Here is a 15,871-nt window from a genome sequence, read left to right on the forward strand (position 1 = left end):
CCAGATGACCATCCAGCAACCGAAGATCGACACCAGCCCCAAAGTCTCGGACGAGGTCCGGCGCACCACCTGTTACATGTGCGCCTGTCGCTGCGGCATCAACGTTCACATGAAGGACGGCAAGGTTGCCTATATCGAAGGCAACCGCGATCACCCGGTGAACAAGGGGGTTCTGTGCGCCAAAGGCTCGGCGGGGATCATGCAGGTCAATGCGCCCTCCCGCCTGCGCAAGCCCCTGCGCCGGGTCGGGCCGCGTGGTTCGGGTGAATTCCGCGAGATCGAATGGGATGAGGCGATCAGCACGGCGGTCGGCTGGCTGAACGAACTGCACGAGACCGCCCCGCAGAAACTGGCCTTCTTCACCGGGCGCGATCAAAGCCAGAGCTTTACCTCTTTCTGGGCACAGCACTTCGGCACGCCCAACTACGCGGCGCATGGCGGGTTCTGCTCGGTCAACATGGCCGCTGGTGGCATCTACACGATGGGCGGCGCGTTCTGGGAATTCGGTCAGCCCGATTGGGAGCATACCAAGCTGTTCATGCTATTCGGTGTGGCCGAGGACCATGACAGCAACCCGATCAAGATGGGGCTGGGCAAGATCAAGGCGCGCGGCGCGCGGGTGATCGGGGTGAACCCGATCCGTTCCGGCTATAACGCGGTGGCGGATGATTGGGTCGGGATCACACCCGGCACCGATGGCCTGTTCATCCTCTCGCTGATCCATGTGCTGATGAAGGCGGGCAAGATTGATCTGGATTACCTTGCCCGCTACACTAACGCGCCGATTCTGGTAAATGCAGCCGAAGGCCCCCAGAAGGGCCTGTTCCTGCGCGACGCCGACGGCAAACCTCTGGTGATCGACCGCGTGACCGGAGAACCTGCCGCCTTCGACAAACCCGGCGTGCGCCCGGACCTGTCGGCCACGTACAACAAAGACGGCGTGACCCATCGCCCGGTCTTCCACCTGATGGCCGAGAAATACCTGTCCGACGAGCACGCCCCCGAAAACGTGTCCGAGCGCTGCGGCATCCCTGCCAAACGCATCCGCGCCATCGCCGCTGAAATCGCCCGCGTGGCCTTTGACGAAGCGATCGAGCTGGACCACGAATGGACCGACTTCCGGGGCGAGACACACAGCAAAATGACAGGCCGCCCGGTCAGCTTCCACGCCATGCGCGGTATCTCGGCCCATGCCAACGGGTTCCAGACCTGCCGGGCCTTGCACGTCCTGCAAATCCTGCTGGGCACGGTCGAGGTCCCCGGCGGCTTCCGCTTCAAACCGCCCTACCCCAAACCCATCGAGGCCCACCCCACCCCACACGGAGACCGCCGACCGGGCCGCCCGCTGGAAGGCCCTCACCTTGGCTTCCCACGCGGCCCCGAGGACCTGTTGCTGAACGAAGACGGCACCGCCCAGCGCATCGACAAGGCGTTCACTTGGGAAAACCCGATGTCCGCCCACGGGCTGATGCATATGGTGATCTCGAACGCCGCCGCAGGTGACCCGTACAAGATCGACACGCTGTTCATGTATATGGCGAATATGTCGTGGAACTCGTCGATGAACAGCAAAGGCGTGATGGAGATGCTGACCGCCCGAAATGAGGACGGCAAATATACCATCCCGCGCATCATCTATTCCGACGCTTATTCCTCGGAAATGGTGGCCTATGCCGATCTGATCCTGCCCGACACCACCTATCTGGAGCGGCACGACTGCATCTCGCTATTGGATCGCCCGATCTGCGAGGCCGACGCGGCCGCCGACGCCATCCGCTGGCCGGTGGTCGAGCCTGACCGCGATGTGCGCGGCTTCCAATCGGTGCTGATCGAACTTGCGAACCGCATGAGCCTGCCCGGCTTCACCAACGAGGACGGCACACCCAAGTGGAAGGACTACGCCGACTATATCGTCAACCACCAGCGAAAACCGGGTATCGGCCCTCTGGCCGGATTCCGGGGTGAAAACGGCGACAAGGAAGGGCGTGGTGAGGTCAATCCGGACCAACTGAACCGCTATATCGAAAACGGCGGTTTCTACGTCGCGCATATTCCTGAGGGTGCGGATTACTACAAACCATGGAACACGGCTTATCAGGACTGGGCCGTGGGCATGGGGATTTATGACAGCCCGCAACCCTATCTGTTCCAGCTTTACTCCGAGCCGATGCGCCGATTCCAACTTGCCGCCGAAGGCCATGGAGACCGCCAGCCCCCCGACCACCTGCGCCAGCGCATCAAGGACACGATGGACCCGCTGCCGATCTGGTACGAAACCGATCAGCAGGGCAACGAAGGCTTCACCGTCAACGCCCTGACCCAGCGCCCGATGGCGATGTATCACAGCTGGGGCACCCAGAATGCGTGGCTGCGCCAGTTGCACGGGCGCAACCCGCTCTATGTCCCGACCAAACTGATGCGCGAGCACGGGTTGAAGGATGGCGACTGGGCCAAGGTCACCTCTCCGCACGGGGAAATCACCGTCCCGGTGATGGAGATGGCCGCGCTGAACGACAACACCGTCTGGACATGGAACGCCATCGGCAAGCGCAAAGGCGCCTGGGCGCTGCAAGAGGACGCGCCCGAGGCGACCAAGGGCTTCCTGCTGAACCACCTGATCCACGAATTGCTGCCGCCAAAAGGGGACGGGCAACGTTGGACCAATTCGGACCCGATCACCGGACAGGCCGCATGGTTCGACCTGAAAGTGAAAATCGAAAAAACCAACGCCCCGGGTGATGCAGAAAGCCAGCCCGAGTTTGGCCCGATCAAGTCACCCGTTGGCACCGGCCCGAAAGATCTTGCGTGGAAGGTAGGCAAATGACTCAACTCCCCCAATCCACCGAGCGCAAGATGGGTCTGGTCATCGATCTGGATACCTGCGTCGGCTGCCATGCCTGCGTGATTTCCTGCAAAGGCTGGAACACCGAAAACTACGGCGCGCCCTTGTCGGATCAGGACGCTTATGGCGGCAACCCCTCGGGCACTTTCCTGAACCGGGTGCATTCCTACGAGGTCACGCCTGCCGAAGGCCACGCCCAACTGATTCACTTCCCCAAGTCCTGCCTGCATTGCGAGGACGCGCCCTGCGTCACCGTCTGCCCCACCGGAGCCAGCTACAAGCGGGTCGAGGATGGTATCGTGCTGGTCAATGAAAGCGACTGCATCGGCTGCGGCCTCTGCGCCTGGTCCTGCCCCTATGGCGCGCGGGAACTGGATGTGGCGGAAGGCGTGATGAAGAAATGCACCCTTTGTGTCGATCGCATATATAACGAGAACTTGCCCGAGGTGGACCGCGTGCCCTCGTGCGTGCGCACCTGCCCGGCCGGAGCACGCCATTTTGGCGATCTGGGCGACCCTGACAGCGATGTCAGCAAACTGGTCGCTGAACGCGAGGGTATGGACCTGATGCCTGAAATGGGCACCAAACCCGTCAACAAATACCTGCCGCCACGGCCCAAGGACCAGCTTGAGGACCAGATCGACATTCTGGCCCCGCTGCTTGCCCCTGTTGCCGAAGAGCCCAAAGGGTTCCTTGGCTGGCTCGACAAAACACTGGAGAAGCTCTGATGCATCCGGCCCCCTCTGTCATCATCTTCACAACCTGCTCCGGGCTGGGCTTCGGGTTGCTGTTTTTCCTTGGCCTAGGCCAGCCCGAAGTGACCGGTTTCGTCGCCTTCGTGTTCTATGCCATCGCCTATGCACTGGCTGTGGGCGGGCTGCTGGCCTCGACCTTCCACCTGGGTCACCCAGAACGTGCGTGGAAAGCGTTCAGCCAATGGAGGTCCAGCTGGCTCAGCCGTGAGGGGGTCTGCGCGGTTGCTGCGCTGCTTATCATGGGGCTTTATGCGCTTGGCGCCGTGTTTGCAGGCAGCCACTGGACGGTCATAGGTTGGATCGGGGCGCTGCTCAGCCTGGCGACAGTGTTTACCACCTCGATGATCTATACGCAGCTCAGGACCATCCCGCGCTGGAACATGAACCTGACACCGGCAATGTTCCTGTCCTTCAGTCTGGCCGGGGGTGCGCTGTTGGCTGGCGCCGAGGCCCTGGCCCCGTGGCTGCTGGCCCTCGCAGGGCTGGTGCAGCTCGCTTATTGGGCCAAGGGCGACGGCGCGTTTGCCAGCTCTGGCACCAGTTTGGGCACCGCCACCGGGTTGGGTGGCCGAGGTGCCGTCCGTGCCTTTGAACCACCGCATACGGGCACCAATTATCTGCTGCGTGAATTCGTCCATGTGGTGGGTCGCAAACATGCGCAGAAACTGCGGGTGATTTCCTTTGGTCTGGCCTTTGTGCTGCCCTTGCTGCTGATCCTGATCCCGGTCTCGGGCGTCGCGATCAAGCATATCTTTGCCCTGCTGGCGGTGCTGTCGCATCTGACCGGCGTTGTAGTGTCGCGCTGGCTGTTCTTTGCGCAGGCGGAACATGTGGTCGGGCTGTATTACGGCAAGCGTTGAAGCTTAGCGTTAAAACGAAAATGGGCGGCCATCTGTGATCAGAGGCAGCCCATTCATTTTTATTGTTATAAAGTCAGATCAGACCAGCATGGGCCATTGCCGCGTCGATGGCGGCTTTGGTGCTGTCGTCCAGCGGTGTCAGCGGCGAGCGCACCTCTTCACTGCACAGGCCCAGCTTGCTGAGCGCGTATTTTGCGCCCACCAGACCCGGTTCGATAAAGATCGCCTCGTGCAGCGGCATCAGACGGTCCTGATACTCCAGCGCCTTGGCATAATCGCCCGCCAGTGTGGCCTGCTGGAATTCAGCGCATAGTTTCGGCGCAACGTTTGCGGTGACTGAGATGCAGCCAACGCCACCATGCGCGTTGAAGCCCAGCGCCGTCGCATCCTCGCCCGACAGCTGGCAGAAGTCCGGCCCGCAGGACGCGCGCTGCTGGCTGACCCGCGCCAGATCGCCGGTGGCGTCCTTTACCCCTACGATGCGCGGCAGCTTGGCCAGCTCTTCCATCGTTGCAGGGGTCATGTCGATGACCGACCGGCCGGGGATGTTGTAGATGACGATCGGAATATCGGCGCAGTCATGCAGCGCGCGGAAATGCGCGACCAGGCCCTTTTGGGTCGGCTTGTTGTAGTAAGGCGTCACCACCAGCGCCGCATCCGCACCAATCCGTTCTGCGAATCGCACAAACCGGATCGCTTCAACCGTGTTGTTCGAACCCGCACCCGCGATCACCGGCACACGACCGGCAGCGGCCTTGACGACCTCTTCCACCACGGTTTCATGCTCTTCATGGCTGAGCGTCGGGCTTTCACCGGTGGTGCCAACGGGAACCAGCCCGGTCGAGCCTTCCTGAATCTGCCATTCCACCAAGTGTTTGAGCGTCTTCAGGTCCAACTCGCCGTTTGTGAACGGGGTGACGAGGGCTGGCATCGAGCCTTTGAACATGGCACGCTCCTTGGTGTGCGGTTAGCAATTTTTGCGCTTGGGGCCATCACAATCGTCGCGATGTGAGTTGATCCCGGCAGCACAAGGTTTATCCTGAGTGGCTGTATCCTTGGTTGGTTGGGAAATGCAAGGCATGACACGCGTTCTGGCGCTTTTGATAGCGGTGATTCTGGGCTCAATCGGGCAGGCGCAAGCCGACGCCGTTGGCGACCTGCGCGCCGGGATGAACGAAATGCGCAAGGGCGACTGGAATGCGGCCCTGCGCGTGTCGGGTAAGCGGGGGTCTGTCAGCCGCGATATCATTGTCTGGCACTGGCTGCGGCAGGGCTTTGGCAGCTCGGGTGATGTGCTGGTGTTTCTGGACCGTCGCCCGGACTGGCCCGGGCTGGCCTGGTTGCGGCACAAAAGCGAGCCCGCCTTCACCGGTGCCGATCCCGACCGGGTGTTGAAATTCTATGCTGGCAACCCGCCGCAAACCGCGGAAGGCGCACTGAACTATGCCGTGGCGCTGAGGGCAAAAGGACGTCCGGGGGATGCCGAGGCCGATATCGTGACCGCCTGGCGCACCATGCCGATGGGGGCCGGGCTGCAAAAGGACTATCTTGAGAATTTTGGCAAGCTGCTGAAACCCCATCACGCCGCCCGGCTGGACCGGATGCTGTGGGATGGGCACCTTGTCAGCGCCGCGCAGATGCTGCCGCTGGTCAGCACCGATCAGCGAAAGCTGGCCGAGGCGCGGATTGCCCTGCAAAAGCGCCAGCCCGGTGTAGATGGAAAGGTTGCCGCAGTTCCAAAATCGCTGGCCGAGTCTCCGGGGTTGGCCTTTGACCGGTTTGTCTGGCGCGACCGGAAGGAACTGGACGACAGCGCGATTGATCTGATGCTGGCGCGCTCGACCGGGCCGGATGCGCTGGGTGAACCGGACAAATGGGCCGAGGGCCGCCGTCGTCTGGCCCGGCTTGAGATGCGCAATGGCGATGTCAGCCGCGCGTATAAGATCGCTGCCGCCCACCATATGACGCCCGAGATGGGCTATGCCTATGCGGATCTGGAATGGCTCGCCGGGTTCCTTGCGCTGCGCAAGCTGAATGACCCCGCCACGGCGGTGCGGCATTTCCAGAACTTCTCGGGCGCGGTGGAATCGCCCATCTCGAAAGGGCGCGGTGGCTATTGGCTGGGCCGGGCCTATGCGGCGCAGGGAGATGCCGACAAAGCTTATGACGCCTACGCGGAAGGCGCGGACTATCAGACTTCGTTTTATGGGCTATTGGCGGCCGAGCGGATCGGGCGCCCCTTTGACAGCGAGCTGGCCAATCCGCGCCGGGCACCGCATTGGAGACAGGCCGATTTCGCCAATTCCAGCGTTTTGGAGGCCGGGCTGCTGTTGCTGCGTGCCGGGGAAAACAACCTGTCCGAGCGTTTCCTGACCCATCTGGTCGAAGAGCTGGATCCAGTGCAGGCCACGCAGCTGGGCGATCTGGTGATCGAACTGAAGGAGCCGCATCTGGCGGTGATGATTGCCAAACGTGCCGCGAAAACCGGCATCGTGCTGCCCGCCGCCTATTACCCGGTGCACCCGGTCGCCGATATGGGACTTCCCATGGCAAAAGAGATGACGCTGGCCATCGCCCGCCGCGAAAGCGAGTTCGACCCGGTGGTGATCAGCGGTGCAGGCGCGCGCGGGTTGATGCAGGTGATGCCCGCCACGGCCAAGCTTGTCGCCAAGGAGCTGGGTATCCTCAGTGGCCACAAGACGCTGAAGCTGACGTCGGACTGGCAGTACAACGCCAAGCTTGGGGCAAATTACCTGTCCGGACTGGCGGCGGATTTCAACGGCAACGTGGTGATGATGGCGGCAGGCTATAACGCCGGGCCGCGGCGCCCGATTTCATGGATGGGCCGATACGGCGACCCCCGCGCCGGTGAGATCGACGTGGTCGACTGGATCGAGACCATCCCCTTCAGCGAGACCCGCAATTACGTGATGCGGGTGGCGGAAAGCCTGCCGGTCTATCGCGCCCGCCTGGGTCAGCCCGCACTGCCGGTTCCGTTCTCGCAGGAGCTGGTCGGCTCAACCCTGGCTTCGTTCGCGCCATAGGGTGAACAGGCCCGCAGCCACAACCAATGCGGCCCCGAGGATAACTGCGGGCCGCAACGCCTCACCAAAGACGGAAATGCCGATGATGGCCGTCCAGACCAGATGGAAATAGGCAAAGGGCTGCACGGCGCTGGCTTCGGCCATTTCATAGCATTTGATCAGCAGCCAGTGCCCCAGTACGCCACTAACGCAGAGCAGCGCCATCCACGCCCAATCCGCGCGCGCCATCGGCTCCCAGAACCACATGCCCACCAGCGTCATCGCCACCGCCCCGGCAACGCCAGTCCAGAAGAAACTGGTGGCCGCGGTATCCTTGCGGGCGGCATAGCGGGTCAGCAGACCATAGAGCGCGAACAAAAACGCCGAAATCAGCGGGATAATGGCCCATGGGTTGAACACACCCACACCCGGTTGCAGGATGATCAGAACCCCGATGCAGCCCACGCCGATCGCCACCCAGCGCCGCCAACCGACCTGCTCGCCCAGAACCGGCCCGCTGAGTGCTGCGACCAGCAACGGGTAACAGATGAACACCGCCATGCTGTCGATCAGGCCCAGCACGGTAAAGGCATAGACGGCGACGCAAATCTCGGTCGCCAGAAGTACTCCTCGGAACACCTGTAAGCCCAGTTGGCTCGTCTGGGTCGCGGCGCTTAATCCTCCGGGCGCGCGCGCCGCCAGCGCGATGACAAAGGCGGCGAAGAACCAATAGCGGATCATCACGACCATGTAGGTGTTGTAGGTCCCCGCCAGATGGCGCGAGATGCCGTCTTGCAAGGCAAACACAACCGTTGCCGCGACCATCAGCGCGATACCGGCCCGGGTGTTGTTCTGTTGGGTCATTCCCGGATCGCCCGGGTCATATGGCGCTTGCGGCCATATCCGGGGGTGCGGGTGACGGCAAAACCCGCCTCCTCCAGCCCGCGCCGCACAAATCCGGCGGCGGTATAGGTCGCGGCCGTGCCACCAGCCGCCGTATGGGCGGCCACCTGCTGCATCAGGTCCGCGCCCCAAAGTTCGGGGTTCTTGGCCGGAGAGAACCCGTCCAGAAACCAAGCATCAGCCGCGCCTTGCCATGCGGGCAATGTCTGACGCGCATCGCCCTCGATCACCTCAAGGTGCAGGGTGCCCAGATCACAACGCCCGCCCTGCCACCGGGCCAGAAAACGGTCGGCCCAAGGCGCAAGCTCGGGAAAGGCCGCCAGTGCGCGGGCCATGTCCTCGGGCACCACCGGGAAGGCCTCGAAACTGGTGAAGGTCAGCGGCGTGGTCTGGCCCGCCCTCTCCCACTCGGACCACACGGTCAGCATGTTCAGGCCGGTGCCGAACCCCAGTTCAGCAATGCGGAACCCCGGCGCAAACCGTGCGGGCAGATCATTGCCCGCCAGAAACACGTGGCGCGTTTCCTCAAGCCCGTTTTGCAGCGAGAAATACGGATCGTCGAAACGGTCCGAGACCGGAATCTGATCCTCGGTCCATGTCAGTTCAGCGCGCTGGTCTGCCATCGGGGAATCCTGTAGCTAAGCGGCGCGACACTGAACAAGGAAAAGGGGAATGGCAATGGTCGATGTAACGGTGCGCGGTGCGGGCATCTTTGGCCTCTCCATTGCGTGGACCTGCGCCCGGCGCGGCGCCAAGGTGCAGGTCGTCGACCCCTTCGGCCCCGGCGCAGGCTCCAGCAACGGGCTGGTCGGTGCGCTGGCCCCGCATGTGCCCGAGAACTGGAACGCCAAGAAAGCCTTTCAGTTCGACAGCCTGATCATGGCCGAGCCGTTCTGGAAGCAGGTCGAAGCCACAGGGGGCGTTTCCCCCGGATATGCGCGGCTGGGCCGGTTGCAGCCCATCGCGGATGCCCGTACGCTGGAGCTTGCCCATGCCCGCGCGGCCACCGCTGCCGAACTCTGGCAGGGCCGCGCCGAATGGCGGGTTGTCGAGGCCGGGGCGCTCGGGTCATGGTGCCCGCCCAGCCCGACCGGTTTCGTGATCCACGACACGCTGAGCGCCCGGATGCATCCCCGCCGCGCCTGTGCCGCGCTGGTTTCGGCGTTGGCGGTGATGGGAGTGGACGTGGCAGCCGAAGCACCGGACCAGGGTCAGGTCGTTCACGCCACCGGTCTGGCCGGGTTGCAGGAGCTGAGCCAGGCCTTTGGCAAAACTGTCGGCAATGGCGTCAAGGGGCAGGCCGCACTGCTGCGCTTTGATGCGGGTGAGGTTCCGCAACTGTTTGCCGATGCGATCCATATCGTGCCTCACGCAGATGGCACGCTGGCGATCGGCTCGACCTCGGAACGGGACTATGACGACCCATCCAGCACCGATGATGCGCTGGACGACGTGCTGGAGCGCGCCACGCAGGCGGTGCCGGTGCTGCATGGGGCCGAGGTGATCGAACGGTGGGCCGGGGTCCGCCCCCGCAGCAAAAGCCGCGCCCCGATGCTGGGCGCGCATCCTTTGCACAAGGGGCAGTTCATCGCCAATGGTGGTTTCAAGATCGGTTTCGGCATGGCCCCCAAAGTGGCCGAAGTCGTGGCCGATCTGATGCTGGACGGGCGCGATTTGATCCCCGACGAATTTCGGCCCGAGGCGTCTTTGTGAACGCCGATAAAACCCCTTCACGCCTGATGTCAGACAGCACGCGCCTGACAGAAGTCTTGCAGCTGATCCGCGAGACTTTTGCCTATATGGAGGGCCGCATTGACCCGCCCTCTTCAATGCATCGCCTGACCATGGAAGAGCTTAAACGTCAGGCGCGTGACGGTGAGATTTGGGGGATAGGAGATCGGCCCGATGCAGTCGTCTTTCTGACGCCCAAGCCGGACTGCTTGTATCTGACCAAACTCGCCGTTGCCCGAAACAAACGCGGTCAGGGGCTGGCCCGACGTCTGGTGGAAATGGCCGAACAACGGGCCCGTGCCAAAGGGTTTCGGGCCTTGGAATTGCAAACCCGGATCGAACTTGTCGAAAATCATGCGGCCTTTGCACGTCTGGGATTCGTGGTAACCGGCGAGACAACCCACCCCGGTTATGATCGAACAACATCACTTACGATGCGGAAGCGGCTGGACTGATGCCCCGACCCAAAGAAACTGCTTCTGGAGTAGTTCAAAATCCCGCCTCGGCCCGCAGTTTCTCCATCAGCACACGCAAACTTCTTTCATAGCGGTCGCTGGACAGTTTCCCCTGCTCGTCGAACTCGTTCGAGCTGTTGGCCAGATGGATTTCCGGCCCCTGCAGAATGCGTGGCTGAAACGGTACCATATAGCTGCGCAACACCATCTGCGCCCGTTCCCCGCCCGCACGCCCAGCGGCCGCCGACATTACGGCAACCGGTTTGTCGGCCCACGGGCGGCCCTCGGTCCGGCTGACCCAGTCCAGCGCGTTTTTCAGCACACCCGACGGACCCTTGTTGTATTCCGGTGTGGAAATGATCACCGCGCGGGCCTGCGCGATCTGATCGGCAAGCGTCTGGACCGCCTGCGGAATGCCTTCGCCGTCTTCCAGATCACCGTCATAAAGCGGCAGGTTCAGATCAGCCTCGATATGAGTGCCGGGGTTGAACAGCCGCGCCGCCTCGCGCAGAAGTTTGCGGTTGGTGGCGTTTTGGCGCAACGAGCCCGAAAGGCTCAGCAGGATCGGTTCGGACATCGGGGAACTCCGTCATGGTGTTTTTCCCGAAGTTAGCCCGAGACCCGCGCCAGCCAAAGCCCTGGTGACGCGCAGTCAATGTGCAAAAAAGGGGCACCCGCAGGTGCCCCCTCAGCTTATGTGCGACCGTTGGGAATGATCTCGATATCGACCCGGCGGTTGCGGGCCTTGCCTTCGGGCGTCAGGTTCGAGGCGGCGGGGCGGTTCTCACCCAGGCCGATTGTACTGATCCGGGCGCCGCTGACGCCATTGGCCTGCAGGATATCGGCCACGGACCGGGCACGGCGCTCGGACAGGGCCTGATTATAGGACGCCTCGCCATCGCTGTCGGTATGACCGATGACCTGAACGCTCGAGTTGGGGTACCGCGTCAGGTTCTGCCCCACCCGCACCAGATCGGCGCGCAGCGCCGGGCGCACGGTCGCGCTGTCGGTGTCAAACGAGATATCGTTCGGCACGGTGACGATCAGCCGGTCGCCCGCATTGGTGACGGTGATGCCCTGATTGGCCAGTTGCTGGCGCAGTTCGGCCGCCTGACGGTCCAGCTGGTTGCCGATCAGACCGCCACCGGCGGCCCCCACCGCGGCCCCGGCCAATGCACCCAGACCCGGGTTCGAGTTATTGGCAATCGCGCCAACACCGGCCCCGACCAGACCACCCAAAAGCGCGCCCTGTTTGGCGTTCTGATTGGGATCGGACGGCAGGTTCAGCGTGCCGGGATCCGTACAGGCCCCAAGAAACATGGCCGAGCCCAGCCCGGCGGACAAAACAAATTTGGAAATCGTCATGATATCACCTTCTGCTCCGGCGCCCGTTTACCGGACGCGTTTTGTTTGGCGCAGTATATCGCGCCGCCCGCAGGTGTTCTCAAGCAACAATCCGGTGAAATCGGCGAATACCCGCCACTTAAGACGCCCGTGCCGAGGCATCCCATTGGTTCTGCTCCTGCCAGAGCGCACGCAGAGATTCGCCCTGCCCGCAAAAATGATCCTCGGTCAGGTCACAGGCCCAGATACGATCGGTACGGAAATGGCGGAACCCTTTGCGCAGCTCGCACCAGGCGGCCAACAGGGTGCATTCGATGTGATAGATCAGCGCAACAGGGCGAACGATCCGGTCGGTCCGGACACCTTCGGCATTCACATAGGTGATGCGGATCTTACGCTCATTCCGGATCGCCTCGCGATAGTTCACAACCGGCACACAGCCTTTTTCAGGATCGTCCATCGGAGCCCCCCAGGGGGCCACCTGCAGCCAGTCGGCGGGCTCGCGCAGCGCTTCGATCTTGCGGCACACCCGGTCGGCGGCCTGTTGCAACGTGCTGTCGCCGGTGCGCGCCAGCATCGACAGGCCGACCCACAGCGCCTCGACCTCTTCGGCGTCAAAATTCAAAGGCGGCAGGTCATAGCCGCGCCGCATCAGGTACCCGACGCCCGCCTCGCCCTCGATGGGCGTACGCTGCGCCTGCAGGGCGGCGACATCGCGATAGACCGTGCGCGCGGACACTTCCAGCTTTTGAGCCAGCGTTTCAGCCGTGACCGGCGCCTCGGCGGCACGCAGAATCTGGATGATTTCGAACAGGCGGGTGGATCGGCGCATACGTTTCTCCGGGTCAACTGCTGACACCCTAGCACACCCCCCTGACAGGGTGGTGTCAGGAGTGATGGGCGAGACTTGGTACCAGACGAAAAGGAGATCACCGATGCCAAGCCTCGACAATCATGTGATGATGACCCTGAAACTGGGCCCTTGGGCGCAGGATCACACCCTGCGCGGCTTTGAGATCGAACGTGAGATCATGGCCGCCCGTCAACCCCGCGCCCCGCGCAAACGCCGCAGGCGGTTTTCGCTGGGCAACCTCAAGATGCTGTGGACCAGTACGGCGTAAGGTTCAGAAATCCGCCTTGGCGCGGAACTTCATCGACGCCCCACCGTCTGGGTTCTTCAGGCGCAGTTCCTCGGAGTGCAGCATCAGACGCGGGAAATCCCGCGCCGCGCCTTCGGCATAGAACGGGTCACCCAGAATCGGGTGGCCCAGCGCCAGCATATGCACCCGCAACTGATGCGACCGACCCGTCTTCGGGAACAGGCGCAGACGGGTCGTGCGGCCCTCATACTTCATGACACGCCAGTCGGTGACGGCAGGCTTGCCGGTCTCGTGGCACACCATCTGGCGCGGCCTGTTGGGCCAATCCACGATCAGTGGCAGATCAACGGTTCCGGTCTTTTCCTCAACCTGCCCCCAAACCCGCGCCACATAGGTCTTGCGGGTCTGGCGGTTCTCGAACTGCATACTCAGATGGCGCTGCGCATGGGGCGCCTGGGCAAAGACCATCACCCCCGAGGTATCCCGGTCCAGCCGATGTACCAGCAACGCCTGCGGAAACGCTGCCTGCACCCGGCTCAGCAGGCAATCGGCCAGATGCTCGCCCCGCCCCGGCACCGACAACAGCCCCGAGGGTTTGTTCACCACAATCAGCTGCGCGTCTTCATGCAGCACGTCCAGAGGGGTCTTGGGGGGATCATAGGTCTCGCTCATGCGCGCCTGCCTATCGCAGCGCGCGACCTCCCGCAACGTCGCGCTTGCCTGAACGGATCGGTTCAGCAACTCTGCCCCCAAAGCGGAGAGGAGAACCCATGCACCCCACGATCGAACGCATGCAGGAGGTGGTCGCCAAGGGCGATGAAAGCCTGATCCACGAATTGCTGGCCGAGGATGTGCGCTTTTCCCCACCCACCTATTATAGCACCTGGACCGGACGCGAACCGGTGGCGGCTGTGCTGGGCCATGTGGGGCAAGTGTTTTCGGATTTCCGCTATCGCCGCGTGATGGGTGAGGGCAAGGACTGGGCGCTGGAATTCCAGTGCAAGGTCGGCGATCTGGACGCCGTTGGGGTCGATCTGATCACGCTGAACGATGACGGGCTGATTCAGGAGTTCGAGGTCGTCATGCGCCCCTACAAAACCATCGGCGCCCTGCGCGAGGCGATGATGGCCCGCGTCATGACCGATCCGCGATTCCTTGAATACAAGAACGCGCTCAGCTGACCATGCCTGTTGCCGCCGATCAGCTGCTGCGTGTGCCACTATTACCAGTTCTGGCGGCTCAGGGCCTGTCAGTACGCCGCAACGCCCAGATGCTGCCGGAACCCACCGGGCCACGCGAAGGGCGCGCGGGGCGCGGACCGCGGCGGCGTCTTCTGATCGCGGGCGACAGCTCTGCTGCGGGGGTCGGTGCCGGGACACAAGCGCAGGCGCTGTCAGGCTACCTCGTGGCCCGGCTGGCCAAGCACTATACGGTCGAATGGCGACTTGAGGCCACGACCGGGCATACAACACAGGACACGATTGACCGACTGCACGGCCTGAGTGGCCAGTTCGACATGGCCGTCACCGCTCTTGGCGTGAATGACGTGACGCGCGGCGTGACACGCCGGCGGTTCGTCGACCACCAGACCCGATTGCTGGAGCTTTTGACCGGCCCTCTGGGCGTGCGGCGGCTGGTGGTTACGGCTGTGCCGCAGATGCACCTTTTCCCGGCCCTGCCGCAACCTCTGGCGTGGGTTCTGGGATGTCAGGCCGCACGGCTGGATCGCGGTTTGCAACAGGTCGCGGCCAGTTTCCCACAAGCAAGACATCTGCAATTGGATTTACCCAACGACCCGGCCCTGGCCGCGCCTGACGGCTACCACCCGAGCCCTAAAACCTATGCGGTCTGGGCCGACCAGGCCGCCCGCCTCTTGCGTCAGGTCTGAGCCCGCATCTGCCGGATCATCGGGATCGAGTACACCACCAGCGCCGTCCAAATCAGCGGAAACGCGATCATACGCCCCCGGTCGATCTGTTCGCCGAACACAGTGATCGCAGTGATGAAGATCATGGTCGGCGCGATGTATTGCAGAATGCCCATCGTCGACAGCCGCACCAGTTTCGCCCCGTTGGCATAAACCAGCAGCGGCACAGCCGTGACAACACCTGCACAGGCCAGCAACATGGTGTCCGAGGCCCCAACGCCGAAATGCCCCGTGCCCTGCACCCCCAGCCACGTGACATACATCAGCGCCGGGATCAGCAGGATCAGAACCTCAAGGAGAAACCCCTGATTTGGCCCAATCGGCAGCGACCGCTTGAAAAACGCATAGAATCCCCAGCTGACCATCAGCCCCAGCGCAGGCCACGGCAGGCTGCCTGCCTCGACAACCAGAACCAAAACGCCCAGCGCCGCAATGGCCACCGCCGCCAGTTGCGTCTTCGTCAACGGCTCGCGCAGCAGAACCGCGCCCAGAGCAATGCTGAACAACGGATTGATGTAATAGCCCAGCGCCGCGTCCAGCGCCCGGTCATTGGCAATGGCCCAGACATATATTGCCCAGTTCACCGAAATCAGAGCGGCCGTTATGCAAGCCATCCCCAGCATCTTCGGGTTCGCCAATGCCGCCTTCAGATCTCGCGTACGTCCCAAGGCCACCAGCAGCAGCCCTGCCACCGGAACCGACCAGATGACGCGGTGAGAAACGAGTTCAATTGGTCCAACATGAGACATCGCCTTCATGTAGAGCGGCAGAAAACCCCACAGGACATAAGCCGTCACGGCCAATGCCAACCCTTTGGGCGTATCTTCTCTGTTCGGCGGGACGGGGGTATCTGCCACGGCGGGTCTCCGATTGATATCGGGCATCTCTACGGCAAATCAGACCTAGTTGGGAACTGCGAAAACTGTGAAGC

17 protein-coding genes are annotated in these 15,871 nt (G+C 62.8%); 9 read left to right on the forward strand and 8 right to left on the reverse strand.

Annotated features, from left to right (window positions below):
* Positions 1-4: 4 nt before the first annotated feature.
* From ACR0DO_RS15465 to ACR0DO_RS15475, 3 genes are read left to right on the forward strand one after another with little or no spacing between them, the layout of a single operon-like run.
* On the forward strand, positions 5-2,824 hold the full coding sequence (locus ACR0DO_RS15465; RefSeq protein ID WP_480560035.1) for a molybdopterin oxidoreductase family protein: 2,820 nt from the start codon (positions 5-7) through the stop codon (positions 2,822-2,824).
* Entirely contained in the window at positions 2,821-3,570 is a 750-nt protein-coding gene (locus ACR0DO_RS15470) for a 4Fe-4S dicluster domain-containing protein (RefSeq protein ID WP_480560037.1), read from the forward strand. The genes ACR0DO_RS15465 and ACR0DO_RS15470 overlap by 4 nt, the downstream gene beginning before the upstream one ends.
* On the forward strand, positions 3,570-4,457 hold the full coding sequence (locus tag ACR0DO_RS15475) for a dimethyl sulfoxide reductase anchor subunit family protein (protein WP_480560039.1): 888 nt from the start codon (positions 3,570-3,572) through the stop codon (positions 4,455-4,457). The genes ACR0DO_RS15470 and ACR0DO_RS15475 overlap by 1 nt, the downstream gene beginning before the upstream one ends.
* Positions 4,458-4,530: 73 nt before the next feature.
* Here the strand turns inward: ACR0DO_RS15475 and dapA are convergent, their stop codons facing one another.
* The gene (dapA, locus tag ACR0DO_RS15480) at positions 4,531-5,403 is read right to left on the reverse strand and encodes a 4-hydroxy-tetrahydrodipicolinate synthase (RefSeq protein WP_480560041.1); all 873 of its coding nucleotides are present in this window, start codon (positions 5,401-5,403) and stop codon (positions 4,531-4,533) included.
* A 133-nt stretch (positions 5,404-5,536) separates the two neighbouring features.
* On the opposite strand from dapA, the gene ACR0DO_RS15485 reads away from it, so the two are divergent.
* Positions 5,537-7,501: a lytic transglycosylase domain-containing protein gene (locus ACR0DO_RS15485; protein ID WP_480560043.1), complete on the forward strand. Its 1,965-nt coding sequence runs from the start codon at positions 5,537-5,539 to the stop codon at positions 7,499-7,501.
* Here the strand turns inward: ACR0DO_RS15485 and ACR0DO_RS15490 are convergent.
* Together ACR0DO_RS15490 and mnmC2 are read right to left on the reverse strand one after the other, a co-directional pair.
* Positions 7,475-8,344 (reverse strand): DMT family transporter, encoded by an 870-nt coding sequence (locus tag ACR0DO_RS15490; protein WP_170446972.1) that lies wholly within the window; start codon positions 8,342-8,344, stop codon positions 7,475-7,477. The genes ACR0DO_RS15485 and ACR0DO_RS15490 overlap by 27 nt on opposite strands.
* The gene (gene mnmC2, locus ACR0DO_RS15495) at positions 8,341-9,006 is read right to left on the reverse strand and encodes a tRNA (5-methylaminomethyl-2-thiouridine)(34)-methyltransferase MnmC2 (protein ID WP_480560045.1); all 666 of its coding nucleotides are present in this window, start codon (positions 9,004-9,006) and stop codon (positions 8,341-8,343) included. Before mnmC2 ends, ACR0DO_RS15490 begins: the two co-directional genes overlap by 4 nt.
* Positions 9,007-9,055: 49 nt before the next feature.
* On the opposite strand from mnmC2, the gene ACR0DO_RS15500 reads away from it, so the two are divergent.
* A complete protein-coding gene (locus ACR0DO_RS15500; RefSeq protein WP_480560047.1) occupies positions 9,056-10,096 on the forward strand; it encodes an NAD(P)/FAD-dependent oxidoreductase in 1,041 nt (346 codons plus the stop codon).
* Positions 10,097-10,122: 26 nt separating this feature from the next.
* Positions 10,123-10,569, forward strand: coding sequence for a GNAT family N-acetyltransferase (locus ACR0DO_RS15505; RefSeq protein ID WP_480560049.1), 447 nt, complete (start codon positions 10,123-10,125; stop codon positions 10,567-10,569).
* A 34-nt stretch (positions 10,570-10,603) separates the two neighbouring features.
* On the opposite strand, the gene ACR0DO_RS15510 is transcribed toward ACR0DO_RS15505, so the two are convergent.
* From ACR0DO_RS15510 to ACR0DO_RS15520, 3 genes are all read right to left on the reverse strand, one after another.
* The gene (locus ACR0DO_RS15510) at positions 10,604-11,146 is read right to left on the reverse strand and encodes an NADPH-dependent FMN reductase (RefSeq protein ID WP_480560051.1); all 543 of its coding nucleotides are present in this window, start codon (positions 11,144-11,146) and stop codon (positions 10,604-10,606) included.
* A gap of 116 nt (positions 11,147-11,262) precedes the next feature.
* Positions 11,263-11,934 (reverse strand): YiaD family glycine zipper/OmpA-like lipoprotein, encoded by a 672-nt coding sequence (locus ACR0DO_RS15515; protein ID WP_480560052.1) that lies wholly within the window; start codon positions 11,932-11,934, stop codon positions 11,263-11,265.
* A 118-nt stretch (positions 11,935-12,052) separates the two neighbouring features.
* Complete coding sequence (locus tag ACR0DO_RS15520; RefSeq protein ID WP_480560054.1) at positions 12,053-12,745, reverse strand: helix-turn-helix transcriptional regulator; 693 nt, start codon at positions 12,743-12,745, stop codon at positions 12,053-12,055.
* Between the two features lie 103 nt (positions 12,746-12,848).
* Between ACR0DO_RS15520 and ACR0DO_RS15525 the strand changes: the two genes are divergently transcribed.
* Positions 12,849-13,034 (forward strand): hypothetical protein, encoded by a 186-nt coding sequence (locus tag ACR0DO_RS15525; RefSeq protein ID WP_480560056.1) that lies wholly within the window; start codon positions 12,849-12,851, stop codon positions 13,032-13,034.
* A gap of 3 nt (positions 13,035-13,037) precedes the next feature.
* On the opposite strand, the gene ACR0DO_RS15530 is transcribed toward ACR0DO_RS15525, so the two are convergent.
* Entirely contained in the window at positions 13,038-13,685 is a 648-nt protein-coding gene (locus tag ACR0DO_RS15530; protein WP_480560058.1) for an RluA family pseudouridine synthase, read from the reverse strand.
* A gap of 98 nt (positions 13,686-13,783) precedes the next feature.
* Between ACR0DO_RS15530 and ACR0DO_RS15535 the strand changes: the two genes are divergently transcribed.
* Entirely contained in the window at positions 13,784-14,194 is a 411-nt protein-coding gene (locus tag ACR0DO_RS15535; protein ID WP_421596817.1) for a nuclear transport factor 2 family protein, read from the forward strand.
* 2 nt (positions 14,195-14,196) lie between these two features.
* Positions 14,197-14,901, forward strand: coding sequence for an SGNH/GDSL hydrolase family protein (locus ACR0DO_RS15540; RefSeq protein WP_480560060.1), 705 nt, complete (start codon positions 14,197-14,199; stop codon positions 14,899-14,901).
* Here ACR0DO_RS15540 and rarD read toward each other — a convergent pair.
* Positions 14,892-15,824, reverse strand: coding sequence for an EamA family transporter RarD (gene rarD, locus ACR0DO_RS15545; protein WP_480560062.1), 933 nt, complete (start codon positions 15,822-15,824; stop codon positions 14,892-14,894). The two genes, ACR0DO_RS15540 and rarD, sit on opposite strands and share 10 nt — an antisense overlap.
* Positions 15,825-15,871 lie beyond the last annotated feature (47 nt).

Source organism: Ruegeria sp. AM9 (assembly GCF_056540565.1).